This is a genomic window from Streptosporangium sp. H16, assembly GCF_051918855.1.
Lineage (GTDB): Bacteria > Actinomycetota > Actinomycetes > Streptosporangiales > Streptosporangiaceae > Streptosporangium.
Genome location: NZ_JBPXMD010000002.1, coordinates 447,122 through 472,500, shown reverse-complemented (window position 1 = coordinate 472,500; position 25,379 = coordinate 447,122). Strand labels below are relative to the sequence as shown.

Sequence of the window (25,379 nt, the reverse complement as noted above, 5' to 3'; positions counted from 1 at the left end):
GGGAGCGCGTTTCGGTCGCGTTTCCACCGGCGCTAACGGCGAGCAAACACCGCGTACGGCACCATCGCCTCGTCCGTACATGACGAGGGGGCGCGAGAACGCGATGCGAGTGCTGGTGGTGGAGGACGAGCGGATGCTGGCCGGCGCGATAGCCGAGTGGCTGCGCGGCGAGACGCACGCGGTCGACACCGCGCACGACGGCGAGGCGGCGCTGGAACGCATCGCGGTCAACGACTACGACGTGGTCGTTCTCGACCGCGACCTGCCCCTCGTGCACGGCGACGACGTCTGCAGGGAACTGGTCGCGTCGGAGTCGACCGCGCGGGTGCTGATGCTCACCGCCGCCGCGGAGATCGGTGACCGGGTGGCCGGGCTGTCCCTCGGGGCCGACGACTACCTGGCCAAGCCGTTCGCCTTCGCCGAACTCGCCGCCCGTGTCCAGGCGCTGGGACGGCGCTCACGGCCGGCCGTGCCGCCGGTGCTGCGGAGGGCCGGGATCACCCTCGACCCCGCGCGTCGGGAGGTGTTCAGGAACGGACGATATGTGCCGCTGTCGAAGAAGGAGTTCGCCGTCCTGACCGAACTGCTACGCGCCGACGGGGCGCTCGTCTCCGCCGAGCGACTGCTGGAGAAGGCGTGGGACGAGCACGCCGACCCCTTCACCGGCGCGGTGCGCCTCACCATACTCAAACTCCGGCGCAAGCTCGGGGAGCCGCCGGTCATCGAGACGATGCCGGGTGAGGGGTACCGGATCGCATGATCATCGACAGGTTGCCCCGCCTCACGCTGAGGACCCGGCTCACCCTCGTGTACGGCGCCCTGTTCCTCGCCGCGGGCCTGACCCTGCTCGGCGTCACCTACCTGCTGTTCAACCAGCAACTGACCCAGTCCTTCGCCGACAGGTACGGGGGATCCAGGGGCGGGCAGAAGGAGATGGTCCTCATCAACGCGAACGGCCACGTGTTCACGGGCCCCGCGGCGATCCGGTGGCTGCAGCGGCAGGAGGAGGAACTGCGCACCGCCGCGGTCACCTCGCTGCTCACCCAGGGAGCGGTCGCGCTGACCGTGGTCGGTGCCGCCGCGGCGGGCCTCGGGTGGGTGGTCGCGGGCCGGGTGCTCGCCCCGCTGCGCCGGGTGACCGACACGGCGCGGCGGATCGCGGTCACCACGGTCGCCGACCACGGTCTGCGCGCGCGAATCGCTCTGCGCGGGCCGGAGGACGAGGTGAAGGAGCTCGCCGATGCCTTCGACACCATGGTCGAGCGGCTCGACCACTCCTTCGACGGTCAGCGCAGGTTCGTCGCCAACGCCTCGCACGAACTCCGCACACCGCTGACGCTCAACCGGGCGCTGGTCGAGCTGGCCATGCATCGCAGGGCGGCGTCGTCCGACGTCAGGCAGCTCGGCGAGAGCCTCCTGGAGATCAACGCCCGGCACGAGCAGCTCATCTCGGGACTGCTGCTGCTGGCCCGCGCCGAGCACGAGATCGCCGACCGGTCACCGGTGGACATGGCCGACGTGGTGTCCCACGTGATCGCGCAGACCGCCCGGCAGGCGGAGCACGCGAAGATCACTGTGCACGAGGCGGCGGGCCCCGCGCCCACCGGCGGGGACGCGCTCCTGCTCGAACGCCTGGTGCACAACCTGGTCGAGAACGGGATCCGGCACAACACCGGCGACGGTAACGGCTGGGTGCGGGTCGTCAGCCGTACCGCGCCTGACGGACGCGTCGAGGTGGAGGTCAGCAATACCGGGCCCGCCGTACCGCCCTACGACATCCCGGAACTCTTCAAACCCTTCCGCCGCCTGGGTGCCGACCGCCTGGTCACGGCGAAGAGCGCGGGACTGGGCCTGTCCATCGTCCGCTCCGTGGCCCGGGCCCACGGCGGCGACGTCACGGCCCGCCCGCGCGAAGGCGGCGGCCTGGTCGTGACGGCCGTCCTCCCCCGCACCCACGGCCCCGGCGTTGTTCCGGCTTGACGCGACAGGTGCCCGTCACCGATCAGTTCGTACGGGTGTTGGGGAGGTGCTCGCCCAGATAGCCGACCCAGATCTTGCCGGTGGCGCCGCCGGAGTCGTCGTGGAAGTACATCCGGGGCGCGGGATAGCCGACGGGCCGGAGCTTGACGTGGGACTCCATCAGGACCTGCCCGCCCGGGTTCACCTCGGGCGGGACGGCGAAGGTCCGGCGGTCGCTGAACTTGGCGCGGGTGACCACGCTCTTCGACTCGCGCATGGACAGCATCCCGGTGGGGATGGTGAGGCGGCCGGAGGAGCCGTGGGAGCACCACTCGTAGAAGCCGCCGGAGAACTCCCCGCCGGACCGGGCCCTCGCGAAGTCCTCCAGGGCGCGCAGGGAGTCCCACGCCTTCGCCGCCCACGTGCGCGACTGGGCCGGGTGGTCCAGGTCGAGCCGGGCGGCGGCGCCGTCGGTGTCGCCGACGACGATGTGGCGCAGGCTCTCGCGGGCCTCGATCAGGACCGCGACCAGGCTGGCGGGTTCGAAGACGGGGGTCTCCTCGGGCACGCCGTACACCGGCTGGCCCGCCGCGGCGAGCCTGCCCTCCAGCCAGCGGACCCGCTCGGTGAGCTTCCTGGCGCTCGTGACGGCCTCGGCGTACTCCTCGGTGAGCAGCCGGTACTCCTCGCGAAGGCTCCCGGTGTCGGCGGCCGGACGGTCGCCTTCCCCGTTCGCGAGGGGGGTCTCGCCGTGCCGTTCCGCGACGATGTCACGCAGGCCGGAAAGGTGCGCGCGGAGCGTGTGGAGCTCGCGGAGAACCCCGGCGAGGTCACCGGCGGAGGCCTGTGACGACGTGGCGAGCCCGAGCGCCGTGTCCAGGTCACCGCGCAGTTCCTTGACCACCATGTCCGCCACCACCTGGGCGATCTCCTCCACCCCGGAGAGCGGGGCGCCGCCCCCGGAGAGGGCCTGCCCGTTCCTCCCGTTCTCTCCGGTCTCCTCGTTCTTCCCGGTCTCCGTGTTCTCCGTCTTCTCCTGGTTCTTTGTGTTCTCTGTGTTCTCCGTGATGACGGCGGCCTTCTCCGAGGGAGACGGCCCCTGCGTCCCGGCGGAGACCGCGCCGGTTCCGCCAGCCCCGCCGGTTCCGGCGGCCGGGGCGGGCGCCGGGCGCCGGGTCATGGCCATCATCCGCCGTCGTAGCTCCTCGCGGGCGGAGTCGGTCTTCGCGGGCCGGCGCGCGGCCTCGGCGATCTCGCCCAGGTCGGCGCGCCCGGCGAGCACCCGGTAGACGACGTGGAGCGTCCGCTGCACGTCCGCGGGAAACTCGCGATGGACGGTGTCGCCGACCGCTCCGACGACGATCCGGTCCAGGGCGGCGTCACCCTGGTCCCGGATCATGGCGGCGCCCATGGGCGGGTGCCTGCGGGGGTGGCGTTCCTCGGCGGGGTCGAAGGGGGCGAGGTAGGTGCGGATCCCGCCGCCGAACACGCCCAGTTCCTTGCCCATCGCCTTGTTGAACCGGTTCTGGGCGCGCAGGTCGGCCAGCCGTACCACCAGGCCCGCGCCGGTGACCGCACCGGCCAGATAGTCGGCACGGGCCCGCACCGCCTCCGGGTTCTGGGGGTCCACGGAGAGAACGAGGATCGGCATCCTCCGGCGGGGTTCGGTCATCACGGGGACGAACCGCTCCATGCCCTCCTCGTCGAGGACCACCGGGCCGTCCTCCACCTGGATGCCGCCGTCGCTGATGCGCGCGGTGCGCAGGTACGCAGGGAGAAAACCGGGCACGCTCACCACGGCCGGTTCGCGCCGCTCCCGCCGCTCGCGCCGCTCCGGTTCGCGCCTTCCGCGCCGGTACGGTTCCCGCCGCTGACGTTCCGGTTCGCGTCCCTCGTGCCGGTCCACGGTGACGATGACCCACCCGGTCATGCCCGGCACCGACTCCGTGTAGGTCACCCGGGTCCGCAGGTGCCCCTCCCCGTGCGGCTCGTCCAGCGTGTAACGGCCGCAGTCACCGCGCCGTTCCATCGTGAGCCGTGCCCGGCCGGCCTCGGCCTCGACCATCGCCCGCGCCGCGCCCGGCGGCGGGAACCCCTTCCGCTCGACCCACTCCGAGAAGGTGCGGCGCAGCCGGATCGAGATGGGGGCGGCCGGGTCGCGCAGCACCGCCTGATATAACCGCGTCACGTTCGACGCCATAGTCACGACACCTCATATGTCATCAACCTGGGGGATGTACGGCTCACGTCCGATAAATGGACGTCAGTCATACGGGGTTGGATGTCAGCCGGGCTCCGCCGGTTCCAGCGGCCGGGCTTTGTGTACCATAAATGGCGTTTAGTGCTGAATTAAGCTTGTATAAGACATAAATCGGGTTCAGTGGCCGGGGTGCTGTCGCGATCGGCCGACTTTGTCGCACCCCAGTGTGACGACGTGCCGGCCTGGTGTCGCGGTCTTTCCTCGAGATCGCCGCGCGGCCGCCGTCCAGGGCGGCCGGCCTCCCCAGGCGGCGCGAACCCGTCCGGCTGTTTCCGCGGGGCGGGCGATTGACGGCGTACCGGGGCGCGTGGTCCGGCCGGATGAAGGTCGCCCGCCCGAGGTGCCCCGAATCGGGGTAGCCGACTATTGGTGGAAATTCCTTAATATGATGTTTTGTGCTTCATGTTCGTTATTTAACTGGCTAGAGGATCGCTTGTTCGACGGGCCGCCGTCCGACCCGTGACATGCCGCAGGAGCCTCCGTTTCCGCGAGTTGCAGGCGTCGGACCAGGTCCACAACCGCCTCCCCGGAGGCGGGCAAGGCAGGGAGATAAGCGAGATTCCTGCGTTGCAGGACATGACCTTTTCAAGTAGGCGGTCACCTGAAGAAGGTGTATCAGGTACGCGTTCCCCCGGTCCGGTCGCGCGATATCGCGAACGGTCGGGCGGTCGCTCACCACTCGCTCTTCGAAAAGCCTTCTGTGAAGATCATGCCCGGTTTCCCGGAAGCCTCCCGGCGGCGATGCCGTCGGTCAGCCCGTCGACCAGCTCCCCGCCGATCGTCCCCGCCTCCCGCAGCGATCGCTCGAAGGCGGTGAGCCGCCGGAAGGCCTCGCCGTGGCGGCGCTGCTCGTCGAGGGGCAGCCGCAGCACCTGCAGCCTGCGGACGTCGATGCGGGAAGAGGCCGAGGCGTGGGTTCCCGCCTGCCTCGCGTTGGCCGGTGCGCGCAGGCAACCGGCCAGGAACCACGGGTCGAGCAGCGTGGGGTCCACCCGCAGGGCGAACAGCTGCGAGCCCAGCACCGTGGGGGCGCCGGTGTCGACCCAGGCGCCGAACGCCCGGTAGGCGCCGACGACCACCACCTCCTCAGGGACGGTCACGGTGAGGGTGCCCGCCGTCTCTCCCGCGGAGGCCTCACGCGCGGGCAGCCAGCCGGACGGCCTGCCTCCGGCCAGCACGTCGGCGATGGTCAGCATGGGTACGGCGTCATCGGGGGCGTCGCCGGTGCGCACCGTGCCGTCCGCCGGTTGCTGCCCGGCCCGCATCGTCACCGCGCCCGCCCGGAGCAGGTCGCCCACGGTCACCGTGCCCTGGCCCACCGGCTCCTCGTCGCCCAGTTCGAGCGCGGACAGGGTCGCGGTCAGATTCCGCAACTCCTGGAGCAGGGTGCCGAACCGGTTCCACGAGCGCCGCAGGCCCAGGTTCGCGGAGGTCCCCCTCTTCGGGACGTGCCGTGCCGGGGTGAGGTCCACCTCGTCGTCCAGGAGGTCGATCACCGGGACCACGGCGTGATCGGCCGACCGGTTCCCGTCCTCGTCTCCCACCTGGACCACCTGGATCACCTGGACGGCCGACACCACGCGCCTGCGCAGGAGGGGCCAGTCGATCGCGGCCCTGCCCGTCCGCTGCGTCTTTCCCGACGGCTCCGGCTGGACGTCGGCCGCGTCGACCAGAAGCACCCCGGCCCCCGCGTCCGTTCCGCCTCCGGACGGTGCCCGCAGGACCCACAGATGCAGCGCGACGCTGTGCGGGGGCGCGGACCCCGGCGGCAGGGCGACCACCGCGCGCAGCACGCCGCTGCGGAGCAGCCCGGCCCGGACCCGGCGCCCCGCCCTGCGGGAGGCGACACCGGGCGGCAGCAGCAGCACGGCCGTCCCGCCGGGCGCCAGACGGCTCAGCGCGTGCTGCGTCCAGGCGAGCTCCGGCTCGGTGCGGGGAGGCAGGCCGTACGTCCAGCGGGCGTCGGTGGCGAGTTCCTCGTATCCCCAGTCGCGCTCGTTGAACGGCGGGTTGCACAGCACCACGTCGGCGCGGACGTCGGGATGGGGATCGGCGCGCAGCGTGTTGCCGGCCCGGACGTCCACCTTCCAGGCGGTCTCCCGCTCCGGCGAGTGGCCGGCGAGCACGATCCGTACGGCTGCCAGCGCCGCCTGGGTCGGGTCGACGTCCTGGCCGAGCAGTTCCAGCGGGACACCCGAGGGGGGCGCGTCCACCGTGCCGGCCCACTGCCGGGCGGCGGCGAGCAGGAGACCGCCGGTGCCGCACGCGGGGTCGAGCACGGTGCCGACGTCACCGGCCTCGCCGTCGCGCACCAGCTCGGCGACCTCGGCCATCAGCGCCGCCAGCGGGCGCGGCGTGACGCCGATCTGCCGGACGTGCGTGTCCAGCCAGCGGCCGAGCAGGAAGTCGAAGGTCTCCCGGGTCCCGTGTTTCCTCGCCAGCCCGACCGCGCGCTCCACCAGGGACCGCTGGGCGTCGGAGAGGCCGGTGTCGTACGGAAGTCCCTCGGCGGCATCGGTGTCCGGCGGACCACCCGCGTGTGTCGTGTCCGTCGCGTGCCTCGCCCCCTCCCTGGCGAGCCGGGCACCGGCCGCGGCGATCGCCCTCCCCATCGTGTCGCGATCCCCGAGCGCCTCGAACTCCGGCCACAGCCGTTCCCGGCTGCCGACCTCGTCGAGCTTCCCCTGCCGTCTCAGCCACTCCTCCACCTGCGACAGCGCGAACTGCGGGCTGGTGTCCGTACCGCCGACCGGTGCGGGGAAGCTGTCGTGACGGCGGCGCCAGTTGCTGACGGCCGCGCGCCCGACACCGGCGATCCTGGCTATCTCCGCCAGGGTGACGGAGACGGACGGGTCGGCGGAAGGAGGCATTGTGTCCTCCGGGTAGGGGACGGGACGGTGGTGACCTCGCCGGAAGGTGCGATGACGGCATGTGCCCAGGGGGGGCAGGCGCCGTGACTTCCCGTGGAGATCTCCTGGCAGCCTATCCGTTGACTCAGTTCACTCGGGAGCCGACCCGGCCGAGGAAACCTGGCCAAGGGCGACGGCGAGGTTCTCTCCGGCCCACCCGGCGCCGTCTCTCCAGATCGTCGTGGACTTCAGGCCTCAGGCGAGCATCGAAGAGATTCGTTCACGGGGAGACATGCGCCGAAGAGTAGTTGAATGACTACTCTTCGGAGTCGAAGTTGCTGCATTCTGTTACGCGGCAGAATTGTGCCCGTTTGGTGTTGAAAGTGATGGTTCTTCGATGTCGATCCCCAGGGAATCGGCGACCTCTTCCAGGGTCAGGTCGGGGCTCGTGGTCGAGGTGGCCAGTCGTTCACGGATCAACGGGGCCGGCTGGATCTCGTCGATGAGGTCGGCGAGTTGCTCGTAGAGTTCGAAGCTGATGAGGACGGCCTCGGGCTTGTAGTGGCGGCCGATGACGACGGGCTCGGCCTGGAGGCCCTGCTCGCCGATGCGGGCGACGGTCTCGCTGAGCTGGGTGCGGGCGGAGGAGATGGGCTCGACGCGCACGAATTTCGTCATGGCGTGAGGGTGGCATCACGGAGCGCGACTTGTACAACTACTTGTACAAGTCGTGCCTATCGCACGAGTCCGTGGAGCAGGGCGACCCACGTGGCGTCGGCTTCCCCGGCGGGCCGGCGGTCGCTCTCGTCGATCGACGGGTTGTTCCGTGCGCGGGTGGTGCGGCGGATGAATCTCAGTCCGCCCGCCTGGCACAGCTCGTAGAAGACCGTGTCGCAGTCGCAGGTCCATCGCACGACCCGGGCCTGTCCATCCCCTCGCGGGGGATGCCAGGTCAGCTCCTCGCAGTGGGATCGCGCGGGAAGCACGTGGGGGCTGGTGCAGCGGGGTGGGTGGTCCCAGCGGATCACGGTCTCACCCTCCGTTCAGCTGGAACCACACGACACGGCCGGCGAGGATCTCGTACCAGCCCCAGGCCGACGACAGTTCCCTGACCAGCCAGAGTCCGCGTCCCCCGCCACTGTCGGGGGTCGCGCCCGTGCAGACCATGGGCCGGTGCCCGGCCGCCGAGCCGGCGTCGATCACATCGATGTGGAGCGTTCCATCGTGGTGGGCGACGGCGATGGTGATCCGTCCACTGGGGCAGCGGCCGGAGTCGGAGTGGCGTACGGAGTTGGTGACGAGCTCGGTGAGGAGGAGGAGCGCGTCGTCGGTGTGCGGGTGGTCGATCCCTTTCAGCAGGTCGCGGACGTAGCGGCGGGCCCGGGGGACGGCGGCGATCTGCGCGGGCAGATCGACCTGGCCCAGCAGCCCCAGCACCCTCACCGGGTCCCCTCCACCAGCCGCTCGGCCGCCTCCCGCATCCTGCCGCGCCCTCGCCGGTCGTGGTCTCGCGGGTCTTGCCGTCGCTCCCAGGTGAACACCGACGTGCGGCCCCGTTGAGCCGTGGTGACCCTTGACCGCGCCGGCGGCACGAAGATCTCCACGCTCGGCCGCCGACCGGGCGAGAGCCTGACCACGGAGTCGAACCCGAGATCGTTCAACTCCCAGGCCAACTCCAGCAACTCACCGCCCCACCCTCGAAGATCACGAATTCTCATCCCCTTGCCCGCCCTTCATGACTCCCACTTTTCTCTGGTGCTGTCACATATGTCCGATGTGTACCTAGAGTCATCAGGCGTACACGTAGAGCATGCAGCGGTGTGGCTGTATGAGCCAGCAGAAATGCAAACTTGCCATCAGAAAAGTTCCGGCACTCTGTGTGGGTGAGCCGCTACTGTGGGCTCCGATCCAAGGGAGGCTGGATATGCGGCAAACAGGGAGCCCTACCGTGCGCAGGCGTCGCCTGGCCTCAGAGCTTCGCCACCTGCGTGAACGCGCTCAGCTGACGCTGGAGGAAGTCAGTCAACAGCTCGGGTGGTCCACTTCGAAGATCTCGCGGATCGAGACCTCTCGTGTTGGTGTCGTTCCCAAGGACGTAGGTCTTCTCCTCGACCTCTACAAGGTTGGTAACTCCAGACAGGAGGAGCTGCTCAAACTCGCACGTGATGCCCGAAAGAGAGGCTGGTGGCACGCCTACGACGATCTTTCCAGCGAGTACACCGCCTACATCGGCCTTGAGGCCGAAGCCGCCTCGATGTGTAGCTTTGCCTCTGCTGTCCTTCCGGGTCTTCTCCAGACAGAGGACTACGTTCGTGCCGTTGTCCGCGCTGGGCTGGTCCTTGCGCCTCCCAGCGAAGTTGAGCACCGCATCGAAATACGTATGGCTCGACAGGAGCTGCTCTCGCAGGCAGAGCCCCTACGCCTCTGGACGGTGCTGGACGAAGCTGTCATCCGCCGCGTTATTGGTGGGCCGGTTGTGATGCGCTCCCAGCTCAACCGGCTCCTTGATCTGGCCGAACAGTCCAACGTCACCATCCAGGTCCTGCCTTTCACGGCTGGAGCTCATCCAGGCACAGGGGGCGCGTTTGAAATCCTCCAGTTTCCCGAGCCTGCCGACCCAGACGTAGTGTTCCTGGAGAATCTGACAGACAGCCTCTATGTAGAACGCGATGCGGATGTATACCGTTATACGGTGGCGTTTGACCACCTTCGGGCCAAGGCGCTGGACCCAGACGATTCCCGGGGTTTCATCGCAGAGACGGCGGCTCAGTTCGGCTAACCCTTGCGAAAGGGATGTGGAATGTCGGAGATAGATCTATCTCGTGTTGTGTGGCAGAAGAGCTCCCGCAGCGGAGCCGGACAAAACTGCGTCGAGGTTGGTGTCTGGCGCAAGAGCTCGCTGAGCGGTAACGGCTCCAACTGCGTTGAAGTCGCCCTCGCCGATACCTCGCAGGCCGGGCCCGGCCCGGATGTCGACCTGCTCGTCCTGGTGCGCGACTCCAAGAACCCTGAGGGTCCCATGCTGGCTTTCGCCTCGGCTGAATGGGACGCCTTCCTCGACAGGATCAAGGACGATGCGGCGACCTGGATGCGCGTCACGAGACGTGACGTGAGTCCGTAGCGTCGGCTCCCGCTCGATTCTGGCCTGAGGTGTCACTGTCGTGCAGCGGAAGGTGGAACCTTCGCCGGGGCTGACCGGATCTCCTCTTCGAGCGCGTCGACGAGCGCCCTGGCCGCTTGGCGCAGTCGGGTGCGGCGGGCGGTGAGATCTTCGGTGAACATCCGGGCCTTCGGCCCCACCCACACCGGCTGGTCGGTGAACTGGCCGTGGGCCGGGTCGAGCGCGGCCTCAAGGAGGGCGACTCTCGCCCTGAGCTCCACCAACGTCTGTTCCAGCACCTGACGCCGCGGGTTGGGCACCAGATCTTCCGGACCAGGATTCATATATCCCTCTTCGGATGCGGATACAGGGGACAATCCATTGGACATTATTGGATCTACGGCACCTCGGCCAGTCCCGGAGGAACGCATGACACGTTTTGTATGGCGCGGCTTTCTGATCGGCGCGGCTGTGGTGCTGACGGTGTCCGGATGTGGTGATAGTGGCCCCACGGCGGCCGAAGCAGGGGAGACTCTTAAATCGCATATCACCGAACTCATGAAGGAAAGTCACATTCTGGATGTCCGCATTACTGATTCCGGTGGGCGCGATATTCCGTGTGGCGAAGGGAGGGCCAAGAGGACCTTCGCGGCTACGGCCAGAGACTCCGCATCGCAACGCGAACCGGACGGGCTCAATACCTACATGCTTGGCGAACTCTCCTCAGTTGCTCCCTACCGGATTGTCGACGACCCCGGCAATGCTCCCATCCGGCTTGCCAATGACATGTACAAGACAGTGATCATCTTGGAGTCGCCAGCTAACGGGCAATACGGAGTGCGGGGCGAAACTGAGTGTCTTCCAATCTCGTGAGCTAGCTGTCGTAGGCCAGCCCGCGCTCTCTGCCTCGTTTGTTGCCGCCTTCGAAGCGGCTCGCCATCTTTTCGGAGAGATCTCCCACTGATAGATCGTTGCTGCCCATCCCGTTGGCCACGGCCCACCGTTCGAACGCCTCAAGCCCTTCATTCCCCTTCTTGAGCAACTCGGAGGGTGGCCTGAGGTTGCCCTTGGCGTCGGTGAGGGGCACGTCGGGTGGCTTGATCAGCTCGGAGAACGGTTTGAGGTTGCCCTTGGCGTCGGTGATGGACTCGCGGTCGGCCTGAAACTCGGCAGGTGTCACCTTCGGATCGAAGCCGTTGGCCATGAGTATTTGCGCGTACATGTGCTGGCGGCCAAGGGTCGCCACCCTGTCCGCCTCGTCGACCCGGTCCATCCGGGTCACGTCCTCCTCGATGAAGGCGCCGTAGCCGGAGAGGCCGGTGCTCAGCGCGTACCAGGCGTAGGCCGCGACCGGGCCGGTTCCGATGTACATGCTCGCGATTCCGATGGTGGCGTCGCGGAAGAAGTTGAACGTGTCCTTCTGCTGCTCGTCGATCGCGTCCAGGTCGCCCTGGACCTTCTCGACGGCGGCCAGCTCGAAGCCGCGTACGTTGCCCAGGGCGGTGAAGACCCGGTCCAGGTGGTCGACGTCCCCGGTGCGCCGGGCCTTCTCCGAGGCGTCGGCGATGAGCTTCTGGGAGAAGCCGCCCATCGCTCGGTCGAAAGGGGCGAGGTTCGCCGTGGAGTCGGCGAAGGTCTTCAGGAAGCGGTAGGTGTCCTCCGGGCTCAGGGTGAACGCCGCCGTCGTGCCGAACGCCGAGGTGAAGGGCTTCAGCGCGCTCTCCTCGATCATGTTGGCGTCGCCGATGTTCGCGCCCTCGGTGATCTCGGCGGCGTAGGCCCCGGCCAGCGCCGACATGAAGGGCCGGACTTTCGGTGCGACCTCCATCGGGGTGGCCGGAGAGTCCGTGGTGCCGTCGGTGTCCTTGAGGTCTCCCATGATGGTCATCACGTTGAAGGCGAACTTCGCGGCCTCGGGGCTGTGCGGACCCTTCTCGTAGGCCCCGCCTCCGGCGGCGAGCATCCGGCCGAACTCCGTGCTGACGTCGAAGTCCATGCCCCCCACCCGCTTCCAGGGCTCTTCGGGGCTCCTCATGCGGTTGAGCTCGGTGAACAGGTCCCTGAGGTCTTCGCGGGACATGGCGTTGAACAGTCCCCTGGCCACGTCGGGGTTGTTCGCCAGGGTCGGCAGCAGCGGGGCGAGGTCGGTCTCCCAGCGCCGGGGGCGGGAGCCGTCGCCGGCGCCGACCGGCTTGCCCACCCTGCTCCGCGCAATCTCGGTGAGCCACGCGGTGGGGAACATGCCGTGCCGGAGCAGGGTCGTCAGCTCGTGGTCCGACGCCTTCTTGAGGTTGCCGGACTGCCAGGCCGAGCCGAGGAGGGCCGGTTGCGCGCCGACCGCCGTGGCCAGCGCGTCGCCCATGACCTTCCGGTGCTTGTCGGCCGCCTTCTTGTCGTGGCTTTTCAGGCCGACGATCATGCTGATCATGCCCTCGGGGCCGAGTGACCGGAAGAACCCGGCGGTGAGGTATGCGTCCTTCTGCCCATCGGCGAGCTTGTCGAGGATCCGATCGTAGGCGGCGGGGTCGGGCAGGCCGGAGGAGGACTCGGAAAGACGGCGGAACTCGGCGGCGAGGTCGGTGCCCTTCTTGGCGTTGCCCGCCGGGGACTTTCCCGTCTTCTCGTCGTAGGGCAGCAGCCCCCACCGGAACGGGTCCTGGAGCGGGTCGCCGGTCCACAGCGAGCCCTGCTTCGGGATGTGGGGTCCCTTTCCCAGCATGGGGAGGTCCTGGTTGATCGTCTCCAGGCGTTCGCGCAGTTTCGGCAGCTCGTCGCCGACCCAGCCGTCGATTTCCCTGATCGGCCCCAGCCCCGCCGCCGACACCTCGGCCGCCGTGAGCAGCTGCCGGATCCGTTCGGACTGCTCGCCGATCACGTCGCGCCCGCGTTCCAGCGCGGTGACGAAGGTCCGCATCAGATCGGGGTCGATTCCGGTGAAGTCCGGCGACGTGGGCCCCGCTCCCGGCGACATCGACTCCACCACCCCTCTAGCCCTATTTTCAGTTATTTCACTCTAGTTCCAGAATGCGTGATTTTCATTCAGTATAGAGGGTGTCTCGGACCTTGACCTGTCCCGGGATGTCATGCTGAATAAGAAATACGGTCGTCCAGTATGGGGTGGATAGCCGGTAGATATCGTTTTGCCCGATGGCAGCCTGGAAGTATGAGCTATTCGCACAGCGGCGCGGGATTGTCCGGGCGGTGCCACGTCTCCCTGAAGTGCGGAAGCGATGCCAGGGGCATCCGGGGGGATCGGGCGCCTGGCCTTGGGGCTCTCCGTATCGGGGTGGGGGAGCCGAGTTGGCGCTCCTGTTACTCCGGGTGAGTTGACAGACACGGAGAAGTGCCGGTTTACTGAGGGCCATAGCCCCACGGGACACGCGCCGGTGGGAGCAGGCCCCGTCCGACGGACGGGGCCTTGCATTTTTCACCAGGTCGACGGCCGCCGGATTTCTCCCCGCGAGTCCTCCAGCTTCTCCGGAAACTGGCAGGCGCCGAGGACCGATTCGCGGATCTGCCTGAAGAAGGTCGGGGCGGCCGCTTCCAGGTCGACGCTCTGGTGGTGCGCGCGGTGGGGATTGACCACACCCACGCTGAGGCCGACTTCATGACAGACCAGTCTGATCGGCTCGGCCAGATCGGCGTCATTGCTGATCACCACCGCGACTTCGCAGTCGGCCCGGAAGGCGTCCGCGACAAGATGAGTCGCCAGGTTGACGTCCGATCCCTTCTCCTCGGTCTTGATGACCTCCACCGTCGCGGGGCCCTCGGGTGGGGGGTAGGCGAGCCGCATTCTGGTCTTCTTTCGCTGGAACCGGCCCAGGTGGATGGTGAGATGGGGAGTCGTCGCCAGGGCCCGGAGGTAGAAGTGTTGCTTGTTCGGACCGTCGAGGTTGTCAGGACGCGACGATACCTTGGCGGTGAAATAGCGGATGCGGTGGATCTCGTGTTCCGGCAGTAGGCGTCGCGAGAGAGCGTCGAGATCCAGCCATTTGTACGGAGTGCCTTTCAGGCAGCCGTAGAAGAGGTTGAACCCGTCAACGTAAACATTTGTTATCACAGGGTAAACGTATCGCCACGGAGCGTGAAACCCGTGCGGATTGTGCGCGGTGCTCGGCGGCCTCCTCGACGACGGCGGGCCCGGCATGTGCGCCGGGCCCCGCCGGGAAGTGACCCGTGCTCAGGAGACCCTGTTGCGAAGCGGGACGTCGCGGATGAGCGGCCAGGTCATCGCCAGGCCGAGCAGAAGGCAGGCAAGACCGGTTCCCAGGGCCGTCGTGACGCTTGGCGTGAGCTCGAAGTCCAGTATCGAGCCGAAGAACGGCAGCCTCAGGTTCCCGCCGATGGCCGACTCGCCCAGCGCGACCAGCGCGACGCCGAACGGCAGGGAGAGCAGCCCACCGGCCTGCCAGCGGTAGAACGCCGCCCCCGTGAGGGCTCCCGCGACGACCCAGGCCAGGTTACGAGGCGCCGGGGTTCCAGGCGACCTACAAGCAGAGCAAGCTCTATCTCTGTCTGGCGCTGCGGTGGAGAGGGGCTGAGCGAAAAGCCGCTCAGCCCCTCTCACTGCAGTCGTCGACGTGGAGCCTCCCGGTTGCAGAGTTCTCACCACAAGAATGGGCGAACCGGGTACTGGACGGCTCCTTCCGTGGCCGGCTCGCCGGTGTGTTTCTTATTCGGCCGGTACGGCCGGGATTCCCTCGGTCGTGACGGCCTGGTTGAGGATCACGTTCTCCACGTTGGGCTGGATGTTGTCCTGGTCGAGCCCGATGCGGCCGTCGTTGTTCTGGTAGTCCAAGGTCACGCTCACGGGCTGCGTGGTGAGCTGGTAGCTGACCCAGTCGGTGCCCTCTCCGCCGACGTAGAAGACCCGGCTCGTGGTCGGGGCCGTGCCCCCGTAGTAGGCGTCGGAGCCGGTGCCGCCGTCGACGTAGCTCGGCATGGGGATGTCGATCACGATGGAGTCGCTTCCGTCGCCGAGCAGCGCGACGATTGCTCCCACCCCGTTGGAGGTGCAGCTCACCCTGGTGGCGGCCACCTGCGTGCAGCCGTCTCCCGCGCTGATGGGCACCGCGTCATGCACCATGATCTTGGTGCCGCTCTTGTAGAAGCGGACGCGGTTGGCCTCTCCCGGTCCGGCGATGTGACTGATGGTGTTCTGGTTGACGCGGACCTCGGCTCCGGCGGCGGCGTGGCCGGTGGAGGGGGTGGCGACGACCGCGGCGGCCGCGAGGCCGGCCAGCAGGGAGAGGTGGAGTGCTCTGCGCGTCGTCCCGTTCCCTCGCATCGTGTGAGATCCCTTACCGGGATCGATGTCGGCGGGCATGTCAAATCCTTCTCATCTCGTAGGAATGCCGATTTTGGCACCGCGGTCGAAGATAGGCGGAGGAGGAAAATGAGTCCCGGCACAAACCGACAAAAGAAATGTGCGCTTTTACCTGGACGTGCTCCAACGCCATGACCTGGGCCTCACGCCTGAACCGCCGTTTTGTCAAGAAGACGAGCCTGCGGGTAACGGACAGCGCATCCGTCCGTAAAGCATCGACGATGCCTACCGAATCATTCGCGGGCCAGGAGTGTAGATCGAGCCACCGGCATTTCCTTTACGGCTGAGCCTTCATTTCCGGTCGGCATGCCACACGCCAGGTCGATGCGACTCTCTGACCTGCGCTAACAGGATGCTTTGTCTTTCTGTTCCGCCTGGCTTTGTTTTTCTCACTGCTCATGACCTCTGACCGCTTGCCGTCGGCGAAAGTTCAACTGGCAGAACCCCGGCTGCACGCGGAGGAACTTCCGGAACTCGATCACGGCACCTGTACGATCGACGGAACAGGAGCCAACATCATCGGCCCCATTCCCCCCACCCGATAGATGACCGAGGTGAGGGCGGACCGTTCACCGCCCTTACCCCGCTGTTTCCTGGAGCGTTCACATGATCGAGATCGAGACCGCCTGCTTCACCTGGATCAGGACCGGCGATCTCGACCAGGCGATCCAGGAGTTCGGCGGGCACCCCCTCGTGTCGGAGCCGGAGACCCTCGACGGTCTGTTCGGCATCGCCCCGGAGGACCTGCCCGACGACGCCACCGGCGTGGCACTGGTGGCCCGCCACGGGGAGTGGGCCGTGATCGTCGAGCCGTTCGCGTTCCGCGGGCTGAGCGAGGCGTTGCTGGGCGAGGTCGCGGCCAAGGGGGAGGCGTTCCGGGTGGCGTGGACCGTCAACATGGCCACCTTCGTCAGCTACGTCCGTGACGGGGAGGTCGTCGCGTCGTTCGACGCCCTGGATCTCGACGGTGCCTCCGGCCGGGAGTGGCTCGACGGCCTGCCGGTCGGCGAGGCCGACTGGCGCGCCGGCTGGAGGGCCACCGCGTTCGCCGTGGCCGAGCACCTGTCGGGAGTCGTCATCGACGACGACTGGACGGCCCGGTCCCACGCCCTGCACTGGTTGCGCCCGGCGACCGTGGGCGCCCGCCCGGCCCTGCGGGCCGACGGGCGCATGCGGGCCATCGCGGCCGTCGACCCCCGCATCGCCCGCATCATCGCCGATCCCACGCCCGACCGGCTGCCGGAGATCGTCGCCATCGCGGCCGATATGGCCGTGACCACGGCGGGCATCGACGGCTCCCTGGTCGAGGAGGCGCTGGCCCTGATCGCGACCGGCGCGCACTCCGCCGAGCTGGCCGAGCGGCTGGGCGACTTCCGGATGGAACTCGCGCGACGGGCGTCGGAGGCGTTTCGGGCCTCGCCCGACAGCGCCCTGGAGCGGTACCCCTCGCCGGGTCATGACACCGGCTACGGCCGATGGATGGTGAAGGGGGCCGCCGCCGAGGTGCTGACGGCGGCGGTGAAACCGGATATGGATCCGTTCTGGCGGGCCCGGCAGGTCATCACCTACTCCGGCGGCACCTACCTCGGCGAGGAGAACGGGGACCTCGACCGCCACTACGCGCTCGGAAAGGTCGTCACCTTCCTCGATCCCTGAGTGTCAGAGCTCAGCGAGCGAATGCGCGGTCGAAGGGCCGGCGCGTTCCGCGCACCACGTCATGCTGCCGCCCTCTTCGCGCGGGCCGGCTCGCCAAAGCGATCCTGATGCCTCGGCTCCGCGAAGCGACTCCCGCATGCGCCGGCGGGGTCCGGCGGGGTCGCCGCTCTCTGGGAGCGCGGGCGCCTCGATCCGACGGTCGAGGCGCGGCCGTCCAGCCACGCTTCGCGAATCTCTTCACACCCGCCGAGGTCGAGATCGCCCATCACCGTCCCGGCCGGTTCGGCCACCACCGGGTCGGGTCAGGCGCGGCGGTGGGCGTCCTCGAGGTAGTGCAGGACGGCGGTGACGCGCCGGTCCGCCCGGTCGGTGGGCGGCAGGTCGAGCTTGGCGAAGATGCTGCGGATGTGCTTGTGGACGGCGCCGTCGGTGACGAACAGCCGTTCGGCGATGGCGGTGTTGCCCAGCCCCTCGGCCATCAGGGCCAGCACGTCGCGCTCGCGAGGGCTGAGGCGGTCCAGTCGGGTGTCGGGCCGGGTGCGGGTGAGGAGTTGCGCGACGACATCGGGGTCGATGGCCGTACCTCCGGCCGCCACCCGGTGCAACGCGTTCAGGAACTCCTGGACGCGCCCGACCCGCTCCTTGAGGAGGTATCCGAGGCGGGCGCTGCCCTGGGCGAGCAGTTCGGTGGCGAAGGCCTGCTCGACGTAGGCGGACAGCACGAGTACGGCCAGGTCCGGACGGCGCCGCCTCGCCTCGACGGCCGCGACGATCCCCTCGTCGGTGTGGGTCGGCGGCATCCGGACGTCGACGATGGCGACATCGGGCCTGTGGGCGTCGACGGCGGCCAGGAAGCCGTCGGGGTCGCCGGCGGTGGCCACGACATCGAGTGCCTCGGCACGCAGCAGCAGCGCGAGGCCCTCGCGCAGGAGCGGGTCGTCCTCGGCGATCACGATCCGCATGGCAGGCTCACCGTGAGGGTGGTGGGTCCACCGGGAGGGCTGTTCAGCATGAATGTCCCGTCGTGTGCTTCGGTACGGCGGCGGATGCCGACGAGTCCCGACCCGCTGCGCTGGTCCGCCCCGCCGTGGCCGTCGTCGGTGATCTGGAGGTGGAGCCGGTCGGCGTCGCGGCGGACCTTGACGGTGGCGTGCCGGGCATTGCTGTGCTTGGCGATGTTGGTGAGCGCCTCGGCCGCCACGAAGTAGGCCGTGGCCTCGACGGAGGCGGCGCACCGGACGGGAATGTCGGCGTCGATCCGGCAGGGGACCGGGCAGGTCGTGGCCAGACCGGTGAGGGCGTCGGCGAGGCTCCGGTCGGTCAGCACCGGAGGCAGGATGCTGCGGGCGACCGCGCGAAGCTCGGCGAGCGCCTGCTCGGCGGCGCTCTGCGCGCGTTCGAGAATGGCGTCGGCGTCGGACGGGTCGCGTGCCAGCGTACGACGGGCCGCGCCGAGCAGGATGGTGACGGCGACGATGCGGTTCTGGGTCCCGTCGTGCAGCGACCGTTCGATCCGCCGCAGCTCGGCGGCGTGCGCGTCCAGCGCGGCGGCGCGGGTCGCGGTGAGTTGCGCGACCCGCAGCGCGAGGTCGGTGCCGGGGTCGGCCGGCAGGAGGCGCCGGCCGGGCCACGCCTGCAGCCGCGCCATACCCGGGGTGAGGAGAAGGGCGAGGACGGCCCACCCCAGGCCGAGCAGGCCGACTCCGAGGGCGCTGGGCAGGTCCCGCACGGTCCAGAGCCCCATGGCGGAGCTGGACGCCTCCTCCGGAGGCAGCAGCCGCCACCACAGCGGGAAGGTGGTGTTGGTCACCGCGCCGAAGGACACCGTGAGACCGGCCAGGCTGAGGAAAAGCCCGAGGGTGGCGTGGACGACCACCCAGCCCAGCTCCCGGCGGGTGGCCGGATCGGTGAGGGCGGCACGCAGGCCGGGCGGCACCGGCTCCGGGCCGATGATCTCCGGGCCCCAGCGGGAGAGCCGTGCGCGTTCCCGGTCGGCGACGGCACGCAGCGCGCGCAGCGTGGCCGGCACCAGGAGCAGGCCCACGCCGACGAGGCAGGCGAGCGCGGTGGCGGCCACCAGGAGGAGCGCGACCAGCGCCAGGACGGTGGTGCCGAGCCCGCCGACGAGGTGTTCGAACGCGTCCAGGGTGGTGCGGGCGCGGGCGAACACGTCCCATCGACGTTCCGGCTTCCGGCCGGTCGCGGGGTCAGGGGCCGGCATCCGTACCTCCTGGACCAGACGAAACCTCCTGGACCAGACGATAGGGCACCATCCGGGTCATCGTCAGATCGTCGGCCAAGGAGTACAGCCTGCTGTACCTCGGCTGTCCCGTGGGCGGGATCGCCGCCGGCGGTGATCGTTCGTAGCGTCGGGGTGTGACAGACGATCTGCCGAGTTCATCGAGTGAGGAGCGTACCGTGACCGATTCCCACCACGTTCTGCAAGCTTTTGAGGCACCACGTCCGGTACGGCCCACCGGCGCCCGGGCCGGGATGGTGCGTCCCGTGCTCTGGTTCCTGCTGATGGTCAGCGCGGTTCTCAACATGGTGTTCTCGTCCGTCGGTGACAACGTCCTCGCCGGCGTCGGGTTCGGGCTGGCCACTCTCGCGTGCGTCGCCGCCCTGATCGTCCACCACTACCGGCACCGGCGGTGAGGAGCGGCATGGTCGGGTCCGGCCGGACGGTGGTGATGGTCACCTACGGCCTGGTCGTCGCCGCCGTCATCGCCGTCGTCGCCCCCGTCGCCGTCGCCGCGCTCCGTCTGGCCGCGTACCGCCGCCCGGCTTGCATTGCCGACTGGTGGACCAGTCGGTCGAGCGCGTTGCTCGGGATGGTTGACGGCGCGCCGGCGGCTAGGGCGCGCCGGCCTGCTGTGCGTGCTGTCGCCGTTCGGAGACGCTGTGCTCCATGTATCGGCGGTACTCATCGGGGTTGAGGCCGTAGGCGGTGCGGAAGGCGCGTGTGAAGTTGCCTGGATGGGTGTAGCCCCAGCGTGCGGCGATGGCACGGATCGGGAGATGCCGGTGCTCGGCGCTTGCCAGCTCGCGGCGGCACTGCTCCAGACGCCGGGTACGGATCCACTCCGAGACGGTGGAACCCTGCTCGGCGAACAGCCGGTGCAGAGACCGGAGGGACATGTGGTGGGCGGCGGCGATCGTGCCCGGAGACAGCTCCGGATCGCCCAGGGATCTCTCGATGTGGGTGTGGATCCGGAGCAGCTGCGTGCGCTGGTGGCTCTCGTGAGGCACCATACGGTCGGTCTCGAGGTGGTGGGCGAGCAGGGCGGTGAGCAGGTCGATACATACGCCGCCCAGCCGACTGGCATCCGCCGGCCTGTAGGTGTCCGCGTTGCGCGCGACTTGGACAAGGAACTGCCGTAGCAGAGCACCAATGCCCTCTCGCCCCCGCAGCCGAACGGCGCAGACCTGGCCGACCAGGTCTGGGTGCAGCGGGACCAGCTCCCGGGGGACCGCGACCTGGACGCCACCAACCCTGGCGTGGTCGACGTGGGTGCCGTGAAGAGGCCGCCAGGTGTCGTGCAGCAACAGATCGCCCGGCCCGACCATGGTGTCCCGGCCGGCCTGGGCGGAGATGATCGTTCCTCGTCGGACCAAGGTGACCTGGTAGTGCTCGGGTCCGGACTGCCGGATCAGCTTCGCTGTCCGACGTACGTGAATCGGCGAGTGGGTATGCGCAGAGATCTGTACCGCGCCCAGGTCCAGCACCTGCATCGTTGCCCGGAATTCGTCCGCGTGATCGCTGCTGACGTCGAGGGGCACGATCGTCGACGCCACGGTCTCCCGCCAGAAGGCGAAGCGTTCGCGGGCCGGCAAGTGGCTCAGGCTCAGTGTCCGGTACATCGACAACTCTCGGTTGGTGCTCCGCTGATCTTCGACTCTTGGTGTTCGTCTGTCCCCGGTCGGGGGCCGCTGCTCCGAGCTGCCGAAACGTCGGCAGTCCCGCCCTGGCATTGATTCCTGCACCCAGATTCCTCGAAGGCCTCTTCCGTCTCCGGGACTGGTCAGCGCCAGCGGTAATGCGGATCGGCCTTACCGTTGCCGGGGTTATTGGCGAGGATGCTTGCGGAACCTGCAGCCGCTGCGGATGCCGGTGTCGCTGCGACGGTCGGCACCAGGAGTGCCGATGCGCACAGGGCCATCACCGCGAATTTCCTCGCCACTGTCATGAGTTCTCCTTCGTACGAAATTCTCGCTGCTTAGCTGAGATCTCGGGAACCTGTAAGGTTCGAGGGTGCCGCTGGTGGCGCGTTCAGCACCGCGATCGCTCGCTGCGGCTTCACCGGATCCTTGGCCGACCGGGTGATCCTTTGCAGGCGCCGGCGATCGGCTGTCAGCCACGCTCGTACTGCCCCGGGGCTACTCGATCAGGGCCATCCTGCGCTGGTCGGACCGGCGTCGGCGACGCCAGGCCACAGCCCGACGCTGCCACCCGGCGCAGAACTCAACCATGATCACAAAGTGTCACTGGAGTATTGGCCGATCGAGGGTTCACGCGACTGGCCGGACACCTCGCGCCACTGAAGAGCGTGCCGGCCTGTAGGCGCTGGTCAATCGGGTTGGCCCGTCAGGATAAGGGTTTGGCGCTCCATGAGAACGACGTGCCCAACGCCATTCGTGCAGCCTTGGGGCAAACCAGGCGAACGGATCGCATCGGATGACCTGGTTCAGCCATGAGAGAGAGCGTTACATGAAAAAGTTGAAAAGCATGCTCGGCAGCGCCGTGCTCGTCCTGGCAACCACCGGTATGGCGACTACTCTCGTGGCCCAACCGGCCTACGCTCACGAAGGTCACTGGTCCAAGTCGCGAAGCGGTTGTGTCTACTCGGGTGGACTCTCGAGCGACCACCGCTATGCGTGGACGGTGAAAAACTCGGGAAGCTGCAGCGGTCACGCCTATCTGAAGATCTACTACAACGAGACCAACATCAACCTCTATTTGGAAAGCCACGCGGCCAACGTGGTTTCCCGCAGCGGCAACTTCTGCCCGACCTCCTGGTGCAGGGTTTACCACAAGAGCCAGTCGAGCGATGCCTGGGGCCAGAGTCACTAGAGAGCCTTCGCGTGAGATCCAGAACCTGGGCGGCCCTCGCTGCCGCGCTGCTGTGGGGCTCAACCGCCTGCGCCACGGCAATGGGCGCCGGCCGCCCAGTACTCACCGACGACAGCCCCCAGCCCAGCGAGGCCGCGTCCGTCCACAGTGAGCCGACGTCGTCGGCTGCGGTGACGCGAGAACACTACGAGGACGCGGTCCATCGAACGAAGGACTGCATGGCCAAGTCGAGCGTCGAACTGGTCAGCTATGGCTGGGACCCGATCGATCAGCAGGGACCGATACTGGGCTACAAAGCGGCCAAGAAGGTTCCGGAGAACGAGGTGTTCGAAGTCGCCCGCAAGTGCCGAGCCAAGCATCTGAACGCCGTGGAAGCCCGGTTCAGCGCGAACAACAAAGCGCTGATGGTGCCGAAACTCATGGCAGCCGTACAGCGATGCCTGGATGGCAAGGGCGTTCCGGTCACCGGCCGCGAGAAGAACTCCTCCGACCTGCTGGCCGTAGTGCCCAAGGACCAGCTTATGGACCTGCTCGACTGCGTCCACCAGAACGCGAACAGCCTCTACCCGGGCCTGCCGATCGAGTTCCCCTGACACACCGTCACATCCGCTTCACGTGCAGCCCGCACGAGACGGACACCACATTCGTAGATCTTGATTCGTTCGGCTCGGCGACGGACCGTGGTGGTCCATCGTCAGTGCCTGACCTGCGTTCGCGTCGTGTCCTGGGATACGGAACCGGCTGTGCTGAGGCTCCTGCGACCCTCCCCGGCCGAGATCCGCCGTGTTCCGGCCCGGCTGTTCGTCCCCGCGGCCGACGCCGTCTGTCATGTCCTGGCCCGGTCCGAATTACGGGGGCCCACCAAACGCGTGCCCTGATCAACCATTGCCGGAGGCGCGACGCCCCACTCCCGGCGGACCTGCGAATGTAGTACCGGTAGGCGGGTCCGAATACCTTTCATATTGAATGGCGTCGCTTTCGATGCCGCGTTTGAAGACAGGGAGAACGGGAAAAGGAATGCCGCTGCAAGCCGCCGGAGGGGCGCGCTTTTACCTGAACGCGCCCCCCTGGGTGGTATTCGGGGTCCCTCGGCGTCGTGCCCGGGTTCAAGGCTGAAGCCGGTACGCGGATCCGCGAACGCCGTCCGTGCCCGACGAGCAGGGGCTGCGCCGGACCCGATCGCGCTGATCGTCGAGTTTTCCCCATGAATGAAATTAGTTATGGGCTGGCCGAAAAATAAAGAGTTCTTCCTCGCCGTGACGCCCGTAAGGCTTTCGAGCCGGACGCGTCCTTCGAGGTGCGTGACGCGCCTGGCTGCCCATTCTTCGATTCATGAACGCGATACTTCGTGACCGTGATACTTCGTGAACGCGACACGAGGGCGTCGCGGCAGGGGTTTCGGTACCGCCTCGTCACATTCGCGATCGATTGACGCAGGATAATTGCCTATTGTTGGAATATGGCCGAATCGATGGGGGCGAAGCTGGCTCTTCGCTATCTTCTCCTGCGCCCACTCGGCCGCGACGGAATGGGCACCGTGTGGCTGGCCAGGGACGAGATGCTCGACCGTGAGGTCGCCGTCAAGGAGGTGAGGATCCCGGAGGGCGGCGACGAGCGGAGCCGCGCCGAGCTGGTGGCCAAGGTCATGCGGGAGGCTGAGGTCATCGCGCGGCTGCGTCACCCGGCGATCGTCGCCGTACACGACGTGCTGGTGGAGGACGGCAGGCCGTGGATCGTCATGGAGCGGCTGCACGGCCGTAACCTCGCCGAGGAGCTGGCGGCCCGCGGCCCGCGGCTCCCCCTCCAGGTGGCCTCGATCGGAGCCTTCCTGCTGGAGGCGCTGGTCACCGCGCACGCGCACGACGTGCAGCATCGTGACGTCAAGCCCGGCAACGTGTTCCTGACCAACGACGACCGCGTCGTCCTCACCGACTTCGGCATCGCCCGTTCCCCGGACCGGCCCACACTGACCGGCGCGAGCCAGGTCATCGGGACGCCCGGGTTCATCGCCCCGGAGCGGCTGGCCGGCGAGAACGGCGGTCCCGCCTCGGACCTGTGGTCGCTGGGGGTGACCCTCTTCATCGCGCTGGAGGGTGTCCCGCCCTACGACGGCTCTCCCGCGGACGTGATCCGGGCGACGCTCACCCAGGACCCCCGCCCGCCGCGGGTCGCCGGTCCGCTGACCTCGCTCCTGCGGTGGCTGATGGCCCGCGAGCCCGAGGCGCGCCCGGACGCCGAGATCGCGCTGGGGCTGCTGCGGCAGATCGCGGACGGTGAGTCACCACGCATCACCGCGCCCCAGACGATCGGCCGCCGGCCGCGCCGGTGGACCCCGACGGTCCTGCTGGCCGTGGCGGCGGCCGTGGTCTCCGCCGCGGCCGCCATCCTGGTCACGAGAGAGCCCTTACCGGCGACCAGACCGGTGTCACCGGTGTTCGAGAAAGCCGTGGATCTCTGCAAGGCGCTGTCGCCGGAACAGGTCACCAAGCTCCTCGGTGCCCCGGCCGGCGGGCGCGCGTCCGAGAACGGCTGCGAGTGGACGATCCGCGGCGCGGGGGTGGAGCTGACCGCCGTCACCGACTCCGGCACCCCGGACCCGTGGTCGCTGAACCCCGGGTCCGCGCACGAGCTCTTCGCCGCCCTGGAGCGGCGGCAGATCCACGGCACCCGCGACATGGAGTGGACCTGGTACGAGATCGGGATCGAGGACGGGCAACGTATGACCCGCTCCGTTCCCCGCACGCTCACGGACGTGGGGGACGAGGCGTTCTCCTGGAACGCGGCCAACGCCGGGGGACGGGTCCGCATGATCGTGGTCACCTTCAGGCTCGGCAACCTGGTGGCGGACCTGCACTACGCCAATCTGCGGACCGCCTCCGACGACGCCCTGCGACAGGCGGGCCTCGAGGCGGCCAGGTCGGCCGTGACCGCGCTGCGGGGCCTGGGCTAGGTCCACTAACTCGGGAGGTCAGGTACGCGGCTGGGTGAAGGCGGTTTCGGCACGGTCCTGCGGGCCACCGACGACCGCCCGCAGGAGTTCCCCGCGTCAACGAGAGCGTCCTGTCGCGCCGCCACCGGTACGGCTACGCCGCCGTCACCGGGGAGACGAACGCGGTCGCCATGCCCGCGGTGGACGGGCCGCTCCCCGACCTGTGACG

General features: G+C 68.4%; 25 protein-coding genes. 10 read left to right on the top strand and 15 right to left on the bottom strand.

The genetic code is table 11. The annotated features are described in order from the left end of the window. The first annotated feature begins 103 nt into the window (after positions 1-103). The gene (locus ACTOQ2_RS05110; protein WP_440065979.1) at positions 104-760 is read left to right on the top strand and encodes a response regulator transcription factor; all 657 of its coding nucleotides are present in this window, start codon (positions 104-106) and stop codon (positions 758-760) included. Beyond that, the gene (locus tag ACTOQ2_RS05105; protein ID WP_440098534.1) at positions 757-1,980 is read left to right on the top strand and encodes a sensor histidine kinase; all 1,224 of its coding nucleotides are present in this window, start codon (positions 757-759) and stop codon (positions 1,978-1,980) included. The genes ACTOQ2_RS05110 and ACTOQ2_RS05105 overlap by 4 nt, the downstream gene beginning before the upstream one ends. A gap of 22 nt (positions 1,981-2,002) precedes the next feature. On the opposite strand, the gene ACTOQ2_RS05100 is transcribed toward ACTOQ2_RS05105, so the two are convergent. From ACTOQ2_RS05100 to ACTOQ2_RS05075, 6 genes are all read right to left on the bottom strand, one after another. Further along, complete coding sequence (locus ACTOQ2_RS05100; RefSeq protein ID WP_440098532.1) at positions 2,003-4,147, bottom strand: hypothetical protein; 2,145 nt, start codon at positions 4,145-4,147, stop codon at positions 2,003-2,005. A 779-nt stretch (positions 4,148-4,926) separates the two neighbouring features. Continuing rightward, positions 4,927-7,089, bottom strand: coding sequence for an N-6 DNA methylase (locus ACTOQ2_RS05095; protein WP_440098531.1), 2,163 nt, complete (start codon positions 7,087-7,089; stop codon positions 4,927-4,929). A 327-nt stretch (positions 7,090-7,416) separates the two neighbouring features. Then, positions 7,417-7,746 carry a type II toxin-antitoxin system Phd/YefM family antitoxin gene (locus ACTOQ2_RS05090; RefSeq protein WP_440098529.1) on the bottom strand — a complete coding sequence of 110 codons (330 nt, stop codon included), beginning with the start codon at positions 7,744-7,746 and terminating at the stop codon, positions 7,417-7,419. Positions 7,747-7,802: 56 nt separating this feature from the next. After that, positions 7,803-8,096, bottom strand: coding sequence for a hypothetical protein (locus ACTOQ2_RS05085; RefSeq protein WP_440098528.1), 294 nt, complete (start codon positions 8,094-8,096; stop codon positions 7,803-7,805). A 4-nt stretch (positions 8,097-8,100) separates the two neighbouring features. Continuing rightward, positions 8,101-8,511, bottom strand: coding sequence for an ATP-binding protein (locus ACTOQ2_RS05080; RefSeq protein ID WP_440098527.1), 411 nt, complete (start codon positions 8,509-8,511; stop codon positions 8,101-8,103). Further along, positions 8,508-8,786, bottom strand: coding sequence for a hypothetical protein (locus tag ACTOQ2_RS05075; protein ID WP_440098526.1), 279 nt, complete (start codon positions 8,784-8,786; stop codon positions 8,508-8,510). The genes ACTOQ2_RS05080 and ACTOQ2_RS05075 overlap by 4 nt, the downstream gene beginning before the upstream one ends. A gap of 230 nt (positions 8,787-9,016) precedes the next feature. On the opposite strand from ACTOQ2_RS05075, the gene ACTOQ2_RS05070 reads away from it, so the two are divergent. After that, positions 9,017-9,847, top strand: coding sequence for a helix-turn-helix domain-containing protein (locus ACTOQ2_RS05070; RefSeq protein ID WP_440098525.1), 831 nt, complete (start codon positions 9,017-9,019; stop codon positions 9,845-9,847). Between the two features lie 21 nt (positions 9,848-9,868). Next, on the top strand, positions 9,869-10,189 hold the full coding sequence (locus ACTOQ2_RS05065) for a DUF397 domain-containing protein (RefSeq protein ID WP_440098523.1): 321 nt from the start codon (positions 9,869-9,871) through the stop codon (positions 10,187-10,189). Positions 10,190-10,221: 32 nt separating this feature from the next. Here ACTOQ2_RS05065 and ACTOQ2_RS05060 read toward each other — a convergent pair whose 3' ends face one another. After that, positions 10,222-10,512: a hypothetical protein gene (locus tag ACTOQ2_RS05060; RefSeq protein ID WP_440098522.1), complete on the bottom strand. Its 291-nt coding sequence runs from the start codon at positions 10,510-10,512 to the stop codon at positions 10,222-10,224. A gap of 85 nt (positions 10,513-10,597) precedes the next feature. Between ACTOQ2_RS05060 and ACTOQ2_RS05055 the strand changes: the two genes are divergently transcribed. Continuing rightward, positions 10,598-11,041 (top strand): hypothetical protein, encoded by a 444-nt coding sequence (locus tag ACTOQ2_RS05055; protein ID WP_440098520.1) that lies wholly within the window; start codon positions 10,598-10,600, stop codon positions 11,039-11,041. A 1-nt stretch (position 11,042) separates the two neighbouring features. Here ACTOQ2_RS05055 and ACTOQ2_RS05050 read toward each other — a convergent pair whose 3' ends face one another. The 4 genes from ACTOQ2_RS05050 to ACTOQ2_RS05035 all read right to left on the bottom strand — a co-directional run bounded on the left by ACTOQ2_RS05050 (position 11,043) and on the right by ACTOQ2_RS05035 (position 15,494). After that, positions 11,043-13,139, bottom strand: a complete 2,097-nt coding sequence (locus tag ACTOQ2_RS05050; protein WP_440098519.1) for a hypothetical protein — start codon at positions 13,137-13,139, stop codon at positions 11,043-11,045. 456 nt (positions 13,140-13,595) lie between these two features. Continuing rightward, positions 13,596-14,228, bottom strand: a complete 633-nt coding sequence (locus ACTOQ2_RS05045) for an NYN domain-containing protein (protein WP_440098517.1) — start codon at positions 14,226-14,228, stop codon at positions 13,596-13,598. A gap of 120 nt (positions 14,229-14,348) precedes the next feature. Further along, complete coding sequence (locus tag ACTOQ2_RS05040; protein ID WP_440098515.1) at positions 14,349-14,735, bottom strand: hypothetical protein; 387 nt, start codon at positions 14,733-14,735, stop codon at positions 14,349-14,351. 105 nt (positions 14,736-14,840) lie between these two features. Further along, complete coding sequence (locus ACTOQ2_RS05035; protein ID WP_440098514.1) at positions 14,841-15,494, bottom strand: hypothetical protein; 654 nt, start codon at positions 15,492-15,494, stop codon at positions 14,841-14,843. Between the two features lie 606 nt (positions 15,495-16,100). On the opposite strand from ACTOQ2_RS05035, the gene ACTOQ2_RS05030 reads away from it, so the two are divergent. Continuing rightward, a complete protein-coding gene (locus ACTOQ2_RS05030) occupies positions 16,101-17,150 on the top strand; it encodes a hypothetical protein (protein WP_440098513.1) in 1,050 nt (349 codons plus the stop codon). 302 nt (positions 17,151-17,452) lie between these two features. Here the strand turns inward: ACTOQ2_RS05030 and ACTOQ2_RS05025 are convergent, their stop codons facing one another. Together ACTOQ2_RS05025 and ACTOQ2_RS05020 are read right to left on the bottom strand one after the other, a co-directional pair. Further along, positions 17,453-18,112 carry a response regulator gene (locus ACTOQ2_RS05025; protein WP_440065524.1) on the bottom strand — a complete coding sequence of 220 codons (660 nt, stop codon included), beginning with the start codon at positions 18,110-18,112 and terminating at the stop codon, positions 17,453-17,455. After that, positions 18,100-19,371: a sensor histidine kinase gene (locus tag ACTOQ2_RS05020; protein WP_440098512.1), complete on the bottom strand. Its 1,272-nt coding sequence runs from the start codon at positions 19,369-19,371 to the stop codon at positions 18,100-18,102. The genes ACTOQ2_RS05025 and ACTOQ2_RS05020 overlap by 13 nt, the downstream gene beginning before the upstream one ends. 197 nt (positions 19,372-19,568) lie before the next feature. On the opposite strand from ACTOQ2_RS05020, the gene ACTOQ2_RS05015 reads away from it, so the two are divergent. After that, on the top strand, positions 19,569-19,805 hold the full coding sequence (locus ACTOQ2_RS05015; protein ID WP_440098511.1) for a hypothetical protein: 237 nt from the start codon (positions 19,569-19,571) through the stop codon (positions 19,803-19,805). Positions 19,806-20,003: 198 nt separating this feature from the next. Here ACTOQ2_RS05015 and ACTOQ2_RS05010 read toward each other — a convergent pair whose 3' ends face one another. Both ACTOQ2_RS05010 and ACTOQ2_RS05005 read right to left on the bottom strand, forming a co-directional pair. Beyond that, a complete protein-coding gene (locus ACTOQ2_RS05010) occupies positions 20,004-21,011 on the bottom strand; it encodes a helix-turn-helix domain-containing protein (RefSeq protein ID WP_440098510.1) in 1,008 nt (335 codons plus the stop codon). A gap of 161 nt (positions 21,012-21,172) precedes the next feature. Beyond that, positions 21,173-21,337 carry a hypothetical protein gene (locus ACTOQ2_RS05005; protein ID WP_440098508.1) on the bottom strand — a complete coding sequence of 55 codons (165 nt, stop codon included), beginning with the start codon at positions 21,335-21,337 and terminating at the stop codon, positions 21,173-21,175. A gap of 488 nt (positions 21,338-21,825) precedes the next feature. Between ACTOQ2_RS05005 and ACTOQ2_RS05000 the strand changes: the two genes are divergently transcribed. The 3 genes from ACTOQ2_RS05000 (at position 21,826) to ACTOQ2_RS04990 (ending at position 25,171) form a co-directional block, all read left to right on the top strand. After that, complete coding sequence (locus ACTOQ2_RS05000; protein WP_440098507.1) at positions 21,826-22,221, top strand: hypothetical protein; 396 nt, start codon at positions 21,826-21,828, stop codon at positions 22,219-22,221. An 11-nt stretch (positions 22,222-22,232) separates the two neighbouring features. Beyond that, positions 22,233-22,814: a hypothetical protein gene (locus ACTOQ2_RS04995; protein ID WP_440098506.1), complete on the top strand. Its 582-nt coding sequence runs from the start codon at positions 22,233-22,235 to the stop codon at positions 22,812-22,814. An 866-nt stretch (positions 22,815-23,680) separates the two neighbouring features. Next, positions 23,681-25,171 carry a protein kinase domain-containing protein gene (locus tag ACTOQ2_RS04990; RefSeq protein WP_440098504.1) on the top strand — a complete coding sequence of 497 codons (1,491 nt, stop codon included), beginning with the start codon at positions 23,681-23,683 and terminating at the stop codon, positions 25,169-25,171. Positions 25,172-25,379 lie beyond the last annotated feature (208 nt).